An 11,033-nucleotide genomic window follows, 5' to 3' on the forward strand; every position below is an offset into this window, starting at 1 on the left:
AGAGGGAAAAGTTGGTAAGAAAAACCGAAAGGTTTGTCTTACATACAATAACATTCTTCTTTGAGGGGTGTTTGTAAAGAGGGCATACAGGATATGTCAGGGATTCCGCATTATAAGCTTTTGTAGATAAAATTCAGTGAAACCACTGCTATACGTAACAAAAAACCAAGTTTTTAATCGTAAAAAAGGCTTCATACCTTCAAGTGTAAAGACTTTTCTATGGTTTAGAACATAGATTTCATGTGTTTTTATTTATAATGCGGAATCCCTGCAGGATATGTCCCCTCTTTACCCGTCATTTTTCTTTTTGGGGTTATAGGGGACTTTTTCTTTTTATCGGAAAAAAAGAAAAAGACCCCTAACTTTCCTCAGACCTGCTTTAAGGGATTCTGTCAAAGAATGTACGTCCTGTACATTCTTTGACGGTGAGTTTTGAGCAAGGCTCAAAACATCACTTCTGCGTGGAACCACCGCCGTCCGTGGCGGTACTGAAACGGAGTTGCGTAAAAAGCATCACTGCTCAGCTTTTTTTAGAACAAACGACTGAAACCAAGGCGGGTTCTTAGGGTAGATTGCTGCGTCGGCTCGCAATCTAGCTAAGTCGCCGTTTTTCTTTTGGGGGTTATAGGGGGCATTTTCTTTTTATCGGAAAAAAAGAAAATGCCCCTAACCTTCTTAGACCTGCTTTAAGGGATTAAGACAAGAAGACTGAAGTATTGAAGTTAAACTGATCATAACTCTAAAAATCAGACCTGCTTTAAGGGATTCTCTCAACAGTGTACATCCGTGTATACTGTTGAGGGCGAGTTTTTGCGGAAGCAAAAACTCGCTGCTGCTGACAGGATGTCAGTGGTTCCAAACAGTATCGAGTTTTTCATTAGAAAAACTCGAAGCTCAGAAATGTGCACGGACGTACATTTCTGAGCATTGGTATCCGTGCCGCTACTGAAACGGAGCTGCGCAAAAAGCCTCACTGCTCAACTTTTTATTCAGAACCAAGTTTTGGAACCAAGGCGGGTAATTGCTGCGCCGGATCGCACACACAGTACGAAACGTTGAGCAATACTCATACAAGCTGCCTCGGGGTTGTTGATTTAAAATTTGACATCTTTTATAAAAGGGCCTATGATAGCTGTATCGAATTTATTTATTTCAACCTAATTTTTAATGGAGAATATAAAAATGAATGAATATGAACAATTTAAATATCTTTTAGAATATTTTGTAACGCATCTTGAATGGCTCGCCAATAAAGATATAACGTTTCCTGGCTATACGGCATATCTCAAACATCTGATAACGCAAAATAATTTTTATGCTACGGGTCAAGGGTATAAAGGTGACAATATTCAAAAGCAAATAGAGGATTGGGATACCTATACTGAGGGGCATGTTTATATTAATATACAACCTAATTTTGGCAATTACAAAACGCGGAAATCTTATCTCACTTGGCAGGGTACCGGTTTAAATGTGATTGCTGATTGGCAGAATACTAAGCATATAGTTTCGCTTCGATTAGAAGAATACCAATATTGGACAAAAGAGAAAAACAGAATCGACTTAGAAGCATGCCATACGCTAACTGAACTGGGGCTTTTTGACGGAAAGCCTCCTAATGAAACATTAAAGCAATTTTTTAATAAATATGCAGACCTTATTATTGATTGGAATGAGCAGGAAAAAAGGAGTAATGAAATGGAACAAATAAAACCTTATATTGAACTACTAAAAGCGAACAAAAATATTATTCTGACCGGCGCCCCCGGTACGGGTAAAACATATTTAGCTAAACGAATTGCTATGGCAATCATCGATGTGAACAGTGACGAAGAACTGGAAAAAAGCAATCAGTATGCTTTCGTTCAATTTCATCCTTCATACGATTATACCGATTTTATTGAAGGACTACGTCCTAAGTCCGATGGAAATAACAACATAGGTTTTGAACTGAAAAACGGAATATTTAAGGCCTTTTGTAAAAGGGCTATTGAAAATTTCGATAACAGCAAAAAATCACTTGAAGAATTGCAAAAAGAACAGTTGCTTTCCGACAGCCTTGCTGCTTTTATTGAAAATATAGACAGTGAGATTAGTCAGTACGGTGAATTTAAATTGTACGGGATTAGCGGAAATATTTGTGCTCCGATTGTGAGTATTAATGATGATAGTTTTACAACAAAATCAAAAAATGGTAATGCACTTACTACATCATTAAAAACAATACTAAGCAAATATGAAAAATATAAGCAATATCAAAATATTACGTGGACTGCTAAAGATGTTAGCGAAAAATTGGACATAACATATCATCATACGTATTTTTTTGCATTTTTAAAAGCTTTTGATAATTTTTGCCAAGAGCACAAAATCAGTCAGGCAACAAATACTATCATATCCACCGAAAAAAAAGACTTTGTGTTTATTATTGATGAAATCAATAGAGGTGAAATTTCAAAAATATTCGGAGAACTTTTCTTTTCAATAGATCCGGGCTATCGCGGTAAGAAAGGTTCGGTAAAGACCCAGTATGCTAATTTGCATATAGACGAAGAAGATCTTTATGTACCGGAAAACGTATATATCATAGGCTCAATGAACGATATAGATCGCAGTGTCGAAACATTCGATTTCGCAATGCGGAGACGCTTTACATGGTGTGAAGTTACCGCAGCAGACAGTGCCCAAAATATGCAGCTGTCGGATAAAACAAAGCATAAACTATCCAATTTAAACGAGCAAATTTCCAACACTGAAGGATTAAGCGATGCATATCAGATAGGGGGTGCTTACTTTCTTGATTCAAACGGTATCGAACGGCGTGATTATACCGATATATGGAACTATCGGCTAGAGCCTCTTTTAAAAGAATATCTACGAGGGTTGCCAGATAGTGATCAAAAACTTGAAGCAATGAAAGAAGCCTTTAATAAAGAATAATATGCGCACAACTGATAATAACGGCGGAAAACTCATTACGGAACTCTTTGATGAGCAAGATAAAACCGATATCAATGATTTAGCATATATTGCAAATCGTACTTTGGCTGTTTTACAAGAGGAAAATCCGGACTTGCTCATTTTTCCTCATTCATTAGGACACTACCATGACGACATTGAGAGTAGCTCTGTTTTTGATATGGGTGAAGAAACCATTACAACACACAACATAATGGGGTTTGTCGGACGAAATACAAGCCGAATAACTATTACATCCCGTTTTGCAAAAAATGATCAACATGATTATTTTCTACATTATATGCTGCAAAAAGTTCTTTCTATCTATCTTTTAAATTTTGACCAGACGCGCGATAAAGAAAATATTTGGAATTTTTTACTATATCTATTTCCCTATTATTTAAAAAAAGCTTATTCGCAAGGTTTGTACAAAGCGTATAAACGACAACCGTACAACGATATAAATCTAAAAGGAGCGCTTGATATTCAACAGCATATTCACAGCAATATTCCGTTTACCGGAAAGATTGCTTATATAATGCGAGAAAGGAGTGTTGATAATCCTGTCACGCAACTTATTAGGCATACGATTGAAGTTATTAAAAACAACCCACGCGCGAACAGTATTTTAACACGTGATAGCGAGACTTTAGATATTGTCAGACACATTATTTTTACAACACAACACTCATATAACAAACATGCACGACAAAAAATAATCTCGCTTAATATGCGATATATTGCACATCCGTATTATACCGAATATACGATGTTACAAAAAATATGTTTGAAAATTCTCCGGCATGAGAATATAACATTCGGTAATAAAAAAGATAAAATCTATGGGCTGGTATTTGATGGCGCATGGCTTTGGGAGGAGTATTTAAATACAATTCTCCATGAAATATTTATTCACCCCGAAAATAAAACAAGAAAACATCGTTGTTATCTTTTTGAACACAATGGTTCGCCATTTCAAGCAATTTATCCGGATTTTATCAGTAAGAATAAACCGAAAATAGTTGGTGATGCAAAATATATACCGCTTGATAATCAAAAAGAATATTCCGCTGAATCTCAAAAAGCGGTCAGTATATATTATAAAACGATCAGCTATATGTATCGTTTTAATGCAATGAAAGGAATAATACTATTTCCGACTAAAACAGAAAAAAATTTTTATGAAGACTATACTATTATAGACACAAATGGAATACTAAAAAAGATAGGACTTGCTATTCCTCAATCAGCGCATACTTTTGCAGATTTTATTAAAATAATGCACCAAAATGAGCAGGACTTATTGAAAAATCTATTACTTTGGAGGCAGGAGTGAATATATACTTTCGCCAAAACGTAAAATGATATACACTAGGGATATACAAATAAGCGATAAATGCAGATAGATATACAGTTTTTCTATATATACAGCTATACAGCAAAGATCAGCGCTAATACGGCATCACTTGTATAGCACAAAGATAAAAAAGAAGTACTCTATGGCGCGTAAATTTATTTCGTTTCTCGGCACCGGTAAATATGAAAAATGTCATTATATATTACAAGATAAAAAAATTGAAAATGTAAAATTTGTCCAAGAAGCATTGCTGCAAATAAAATGCTCTCAGTTTACAAAAGCGGATGGCATTTTCTTTCTTTTAACTGAAAAAGCACGCCAAACACATTGGATACACAACGAAACCGGTGAAAAAAATTTGGAAGAAATCATAAATAATCTATATCCAGATAAAACTTCTAGCCCAACCATACAAGCAGTTTCCATTCCAGACGGAAAAAATGAAGCGGAAATTTGGCAGCTTTTCCAAACAATCACGTCACTTTTGAAAGCAGAGGATTCTGTTATTTTTGATATAACGCATGGCTTCCGCTCCCTTCCCATGTTGGCTTTTGCTGCACTCAATTACACAGCATTTTTAAAACAGATCACAATCGAAGGTATTTATTACGGCGCGTATGAAGCACGAATCGAAGATACCGCGCCGATTTTTGATCTCACTGAATTTTATGCCTTAATGCAATGGGCTAGTGCTGCGGATTCATTTGTCAATTACGGGTATGCCGATAAGTTATCAAATTTAATCAACGAAAGTGCATCTAAGCATATAGGATCAAAAGCGGCAAGCTCAAGATTAAAAGAGGTCATCGACAATCTTAATACCGTCCGTGGAAAAAATATAATGGAAGGAACTGCATTTAAAAAATGTCTGCAACAAATTGAAAAGATAGAAACTGACACGGCACGCTCTTCTGCTCACCCTGCATTTCAGCCTCTCTTTGAGCAAATCAAAGACGTATTCAGTCCTTTTAAAGAAAATCACCCCCATAGTTTTTTGGATGCAGCTCGATTCCATTTACAACACGGACGGGAACAACAAGCCATTACCCTCTTGCAGGAAGGACTGCTCACGGCACTGATCCATCACACAGACCTCGACTATTCAGATAGAACTATACGGATAACAACTGCCCGGCTGATACAAAAAAAACGAGAGAAAAAATGAGAAACTTAATGAGAAATGGCCTCAAACGGAGAGCGAAAAAGAGACTATCGCAGCGATTCAAATATCCCCACTATTTAAAAGCATTATCGAGACCAATCTATATGATAACCTTACTCAGCTGCGGAATGATATAAATCATGGAGGATATAATGACAGCAGCGCCTCAGCATCAAAAATCATCAATAACACAGAACGATATTATAATAAAGCAGCGCAGTTGTACAATACCTACGTCGGCAGCTCAGGGATTCCGCATTATAAATAAAAACACATGAAATCTATGTTCTAAACCATAGAAAAGTCTTTACACTTGAAGGTATGAAGCCTTTTTTACGATTAAAAACTTGGTTTTTTGTTACGTATAGCAGTGGTTTCACTGAATTTTATCTACAAAAGCTTATAATGCGGAATCCCTGGTCGGCAGCTCTAGCATAGAATGATGAAGATGCAGTACTGAGAAACGTTTGAAGGATGTTTTAATAATTCAATAGGTATAAATCAAAGAATTGTAAAAGAAAAAGGAGTAGATTTACAACAGCTCGAATGCTAAATCAGACCAGTACTCTTTTTTGAGCTCCCTGAGTTCTGTACGTGTTTTCCATTGCAAACCGGCAAGTTCTGCTGCGGCTTCGGGATAATAGCCGTCTTTACATTGCGCAAAAAATACGATGCCCAGATGGACAAGACCAACACTGGTATCCATTTCGTTAATAATTCCTTTATAGTGGAATCACGCTGAAAATTTTTCAACTCTTCTGAAAGTTCTCGATATAAACCATTAAAGACCGTTTGCAGCAGCGTTTCCGCTTTATCTATTTCATCGATATGTCCGCCGATACCGCATGAGTATAACCCATGCAGCCTTGCTTCGTTTCTATGGCGAGGATAGCAGGCAAATCGTCCATATACATCCGCAGTGATAATATATGGGATAAGCTGCTTATAAGATGTATCCTGCTCTGCATACTCCCGTTCTATCCAATGCGGTACGGCATCGGCAAAAAGAGTGTCGAACGGTATCGCAAAAGCACCGGTAGTACCGGTAATTGCAGACGGTATACCACGTGTGGAATCGGTCTATCAATTCTTCTTTATCTAAAAGCCTGAGTCCGTGCCCTATTCTATCTGCAGTGAGATGATATACTGCTTGCCAAATACTTTCCACGGATTCAGTTTATCCAGGGAAATCCTATTTTATAAAAACACTCAGGGTCACGGAATGTCCCAAATAGCAAGGTATCAAAAAGCTCTTCAGTACCGCGGAACATTTTTATAAATGTGAGTAACTGCGCATAAAACCGTTTAAAATCATTTTTTTTAAGCGAAAATATCGCTTGCCGAATACTGTTCAGTGTTGAAACATCTTGCACTGCGATAGCATTACGTACCGCAGTCGTGAACTGAATATCATTACACGTATACAGAGCATCTGTTTCAGCCTCTGCAGTTTCGATAATTTCCGTACTAGAAAGAACACCGCCTAAATGAGAATGTAATTCCGCTTTTGGCAGTTTTTTCAGCAGCACCAAATCTTTTTCTTTATCCTTGCCGATGATAGTTGCTTGTAAGCGGTGGATTTTTCCGGATCTAAAAAAGAAAGCTTGTGGAATGCAGGACGTTCCAGTGTTTTTTTCATCAAAAGCGATTCTGAAAAATTGCGGTAGAGATTTGAAGATTGATCTTTCAGCTGCTGTATTTTGAGAGCAAATCTACTGCCATCACAAAACAGACACCGGTTATCATCCGTAAATTGCACCGGCGGATAGGAGATAGACTCGTCCATCAATATAAAATTTTTAGGGATATTCCGGTTAATTACCACCGGCAGAAAATACCGGCTGTATTCACCTGCGGTAGACTCAAGGCAATCGGCATTAAATGTGTTCCGTATCTCTTTGTTTCCGGCAGGGAACGCATCAATAATATGGAAGATAGCATCACATCCAAAAAGATAGCCGGCATCCTGCATATCGGCGCTCATTGTTTTTCTGCCGCCTGCAAGCGAGAGATAACAGCGCCCTCCGCGTGCGTGGGCACGCTGTACCGCCGCAGCCGCTGAAGCGTAGATACAAGAACGCATCTCAAGAATTTCTTTTTCAGTTTGCAGTTCACTAACACCATGGCAAACAATGATTTTGAGCTGAACATTTTGTGTTTTCGCCCAGCTGCACAGCGGCTGCAAAGCCTTTTCGTTATTTTCCGGGCTAACCAGCCATAATTCATCAACCGGTTTGATGCCGTACCGTTCCCGGATTGTTGTACATTCCTCATTGCCGGCAAAAAAAGGAAAGTCTTCGGGATTAGTAAAACCGAAAAGCTCCGGAACAATCTGCCATGATGTACCAAAAGTTGTTATTAAAATATGCATACGGTTTGCTCTCACGATATCAAGGTATACCGGCGGAAGCGGATGTGCCGAAAAATATACGAACGCTGTACCGTTTCTCCGCTACGGGTTTCCGTTGCCTCCCGCCGCGTAACCGAATGCAGCGGAATCAGCCCCGATTTTAAACAATAGCACACCAATGCGGTAACCGCTCCCGCTTCCCCTTGAATAACAATCGGCATACCGGAAGAGGCATAGCTATCAATCCATTGCGTGAATGGCAAAAGAAGCTGCGCAGAAATATCATCCGGCGGAAGCTGTGCCCAGAGATCAGCCGTCTTCGGCGGCGGGTACACAATAGCTTCTACCCCGAATGTTGTTTTTAATTCATCTCTTTGATTTTCTGTCAGCTGATGATTGAGTAAACAGAGTGCATTCATACTTCTTCCTTCAATATTTTAAATAATGTTACGACCGCTGCGGAACCTTTTTTTACGATACGCGGATAACTTTCCGGTGAAGGATATTTCTTTGTTTCTTTATCCCGTGCTCCGCCATGTGCAATCTCGTTCCGTAAATTTTCTAATTGATATAAATCATATAAACGGTTGTCTTTGATCAGCTTTTTGTACAGATCTCTTCCGTAATCTTTCCACCAATCATAATCGCCGATATAAGCATCGCTTGCATATTTTTGTACAATAGCAGTTTCCGCACATACCTGTAATGCGATAACCGCCTGCGTTATCAAACCTTTTTCTTCAAGCAGTTGAGAATATGCATAGAGCATTTCCGGTAAGGTATCTTTATGAAGCCGCTCATAGATTCCTGCTACTATCCCTTTTGCCTTTTGTATCCATTCAAACTGATCGGTAAGATCCTTTTTTAGCGCATTATTGATTTGCTTCATTACTTCGGCTATTTGTAATGAATAATTACATTCGATAATCTTGCTCAACCGCTCCAGCGCTTTTGCACCTTCTTCCCAATACGGGAACAATTTTTTTGCAAGCGGTTTTGCATTTAATTTTTCTTCAAACAAGCGAAGGCAAGAAGCATATTCGTAAAAATCCCAATACGGCGATAAATTCCGTACATACGATATATCTTGATCCCGTACGTATTCTCCATATACTAATTCAACCGGAAAGATAGTATCCGCGTTTCGAGCAAGCGAATGAAACTGTATTGCCTGATAAAGCAGGATCGGCATAGAGCGAAAGCCATGTGTTATATCCAGTAAGACTCGTGTATCGGGTTTAAGTGTTGAAACAAGCCGTGTATAAATGTCGAAAATTTCTTGCGAAGTATCTTCATCAATTTTTGGAACATGTACCGCTATCGTAAACGGAATGTGATACCGTTCGGATAAATATGCCTCCAGTAGTTTTCTATTTTCTTCCGAAATTCCCTTTGCTGGAGTTTTCTCTTTCGGTTCACACTCTTCTTTCAGCGCCATCCATAAATCCAGTTTACTGTCATCGGTTTCATCAATAAAAACATCCCAGCTTGAAGTATAAGACCCTATCAGCACAATTTGTTCAAAGTCTTTATACCGCTCTGTCAGCAGCGCATGCAAAAAAATACGGGTTTCGCATTTGTGACCATTAAGAAATTGGTACCGTGTATTTTTATACTTTCCGTCTTGCTCATTATACATTCCCGTCCCCACTGATGAAATGAGCGTGTACGCCATAGTTACTCCTCTTGATTAGTTGAGTATCTCGAAAAATTACACCACGTGTTTAAGAATTCCCACTCAATACTGCCAAACAGTATAGCATAAAAACCATAAAGACCGAAGATGTACGATACCACATACCAGGGATTCCGCATTATAACGAGAGCAATACTCTATCAAGGCAATCTTCTCGTTTGTTGCACAGGTGTTGCTTATGGAGAAGCGCTATTACAATAAGCTGCCCAGATGGTACGGCTTATTGTAATGCCGAGTTTGCCATTTGGCAAACATCGTCTATTGATTGCACTTTTTCATTTCATTGCAAATGCTGCCTTGTGCACATCTGTCAGTGAGGTCAAAAAATATCTTTGTTCAACGGATTTCTTCCCAGTCTTCTTTACCGTTCTTTCGCACACGAGCATTCCAACTCCATTGAGATTCTTCCATGCATCTTTTTCTGAAAGCCAATCAATATTCCCGCAAAGATAACAGGTGCGTTTTTCAATTCGTCCGTGTCCAATTTCAATGCTATATTCTCCACGCTGAATATTGTAATACTGACAATAAGCGTCATCACAAGGGTGCTCAAAAAACTCTTTTACATCCCGATGGATCGATTGCTGATTCGTGCGGAGGATTTAATATCCGTTGTATCATAGCAAAGGGTATTAAATCCGACTGCAATCACCTTATGAGAACAACACCCCGACGCAGAGCGTCGGGGTGTTGATTTCCTTTCAGAGAAATAACATACTCTGCTTCCTTTTCTGCTATTTTCTCCACGATTTTTTTCTGACACCCCATCGCGTCTATAGTAACAATCATTCCTTTTAAGTCTAACAGATCCAGAAGTTCAGGAATGGCGGTAATTTCATTTGATTTTTCTTCTGTTTTCACCTGCCCGAAGCACACACCGAGGGAGTGCGCCCTGAGCTGAAACGACATGAGCGGCTTTATGAGCTCTTTTATCTTCGCCTGTCGGTGCATATTCAGAGTGTCGGATGGTTTTCCCGTTAATCGCCACCACTTCATTTTCTGCAATATTCTTGCCGAATGTCTCTCGTGCATATTCTATGAATACTTTTTCAAGCTGCTTTGCATCAATCCTTGCAAGTACGCGCAGAATCGTATCGCTGCTGGGTATGCCATTTTCCAGTTTCAGATATTTTTTGAGGGTTTGTTCGCTTAATGTTGCATAAAATTGTATTTGTTCCTTAAAATTCAGCAGCCGAATAAAATATACATTTTAGAGGATGCTGAATTAGTACGCGATAGCGTACCTATAATCTGTGATGTTTACCGAAAGACAAACTCATCGGTTAACGAGGCCTCCTTATTGCGGCTGCCGAAGTTATACCTTCTATACTTTTATACCCGCACAATACTCCCACAAACACGAGCATCAGTATATCGACGAGATTGTGTTTCTTGCATCTTTCGATTCTTTCGTCTTTAATGTTCTCAAATGATTCTTGTAATGTCATTGTTCCACCCCAAGAACATTTTACCATCTTTTATACCGTGTGAGCTACTGTTTTTTTTGACA

Annotated in this window: 11 protein-coding genes and 1 pseudogene; 3 read left to right on the forward strand and 9 right to left on the reverse strand. The window is 38.7% G+C overall.

Translation table 11 applies throughout. The annotated features are described in order from the left end of the window. Positions 1-1,182: 1,182 nt before the first annotated feature. From DWB79_RS03915 to csx2 (DWB79_RS03925), 3 genes are all read left to right on the forward strand, one after another. Entirely contained in the window at positions 1,183-2,940 is a 1,758-nt protein-coding gene (locus tag DWB79_RS03915) for an McrB family protein (RefSeq protein WP_016522747.1), read from the forward strand. 1 nt (position 2,941) lies between these two features. Further along, positions 2,942-4,294, forward strand: coding sequence for an McrC family protein (locus tag DWB79_RS03920; protein ID WP_016522748.1), 1,353 nt, complete (start codon positions 2,942-2,944; stop codon positions 4,292-4,294). Positions 4,295-4,457: 163 nt separating this feature from the next. Further along, a complete protein-coding gene (gene csx2 / locus DWB79_RS03925; RefSeq protein ID WP_016522749.1) occupies positions 4,458-5,480 on the forward strand; it encodes a TIGR02221 family CRISPR-associated protein in 1,023 nt (340 codons plus the stop codon). A gap of 529 nt (positions 5,481-6,009) precedes the next feature. Here the strand turns inward: csx2 (DWB79_RS03925) and DWB79_RS03930 are convergent. The 9 genes and pseudogenes from DWB79_RS03930 to DWB79_RS03970 all read right to left on the reverse strand — a co-directional run bounded on the left by DWB79_RS03930 (position 6,010) and on the right by DWB79_RS03970 (position 10,998). Next, positions 6,010-6,183, reverse strand: a complete 174-nt coding sequence (locus DWB79_RS03930; RefSeq protein ID WP_016522750.1) for a hypothetical protein — start codon at positions 6,181-6,183, stop codon at positions 6,010-6,012. A gap of 466 nt (positions 6,184-6,649) precedes the next feature. Continuing rightward, positions 6,650-7,009 carry a hypothetical protein gene (locus tag DWB79_RS03940; RefSeq protein ID WP_040859022.1) on the reverse strand — a complete coding sequence of 120 codons (360 nt, stop codon included), beginning with the start codon at positions 7,007-7,009 and terminating at the stop codon, positions 6,650-6,652. Beyond that, positions 6,997-7,848: a CRISPR-associated ring nuclease gene (locus DWB79_RS03945; protein WP_016522752.1), complete on the reverse strand. Its 852-nt coding sequence runs from the start codon at positions 7,846-7,848 to the stop codon at positions 6,997-6,999. Before DWB79_RS03945 ends, DWB79_RS03940 begins: the two co-directional genes overlap by 13 nt. An 11-nt stretch (positions 7,849-7,859) precedes the next feature. After that, entirely contained in the window at positions 7,860-8,246 is a 387-nt protein-coding gene (gene csx20 / locus DWB79_RS03950) for a CRISPR-associated protein Csx20 (RefSeq protein ID WP_016522753.1), read from the reverse strand. Then, entirely contained in the window at positions 8,243-9,502 is a 1,260-nt protein-coding gene (gene csx2 / locus DWB79_RS03955; protein ID WP_016522754.1) for a TIGR02221 family CRISPR-associated protein, read from the reverse strand. The genes csx20 and csx2 (DWB79_RS03955) overlap by 4 nt, the downstream gene beginning before the upstream one ends. Positions 9,503-9,884: 382 nt before the next feature. Next, positions 9,885-10,076: a hypothetical protein gene (locus tag DWB79_RS03960; RefSeq protein WP_169558574.1), complete on the reverse strand. Its 192-nt coding sequence runs from the start codon at positions 10,074-10,076 to the stop codon at positions 9,885-9,887. A gap of 95 nt (positions 10,077-10,171) precedes the next feature. Then, positions 10,172-10,555, reverse strand: a complete 384-nt coding sequence (locus DWB79_RS03965; RefSeq protein ID WP_016522756.1) for an ISAs1 family transposase — start codon at positions 10,553-10,555, stop codon at positions 10,172-10,174. A 55-nt stretch (positions 10,556-10,610) separates the two neighbouring features. Next, a pseudogene (locus DWB79_RS12240) lies at positions 10,611-10,721 on the reverse strand (hypothetical protein); the annotation flags it as partial. Positions 10,722-10,806: 85 nt separating this feature from the next. Next, positions 10,807-10,998, reverse strand: coding sequence for a transposase family protein (locus DWB79_RS03970; RefSeq protein WP_084762267.1), 192 nt, complete (start codon positions 10,996-10,998; stop codon positions 10,807-10,809). Between the last annotated feature and the right edge of the window lie 35 nt (positions 10,999-11,033).

The sequence above is a fragment of the Treponema medium genome, assembly GCF_017161265.1.
Lineage (GTDB): Bacteria > Spirochaetota > Spirochaetia > Treponematales > Treponemataceae > Treponema > Treponema medium.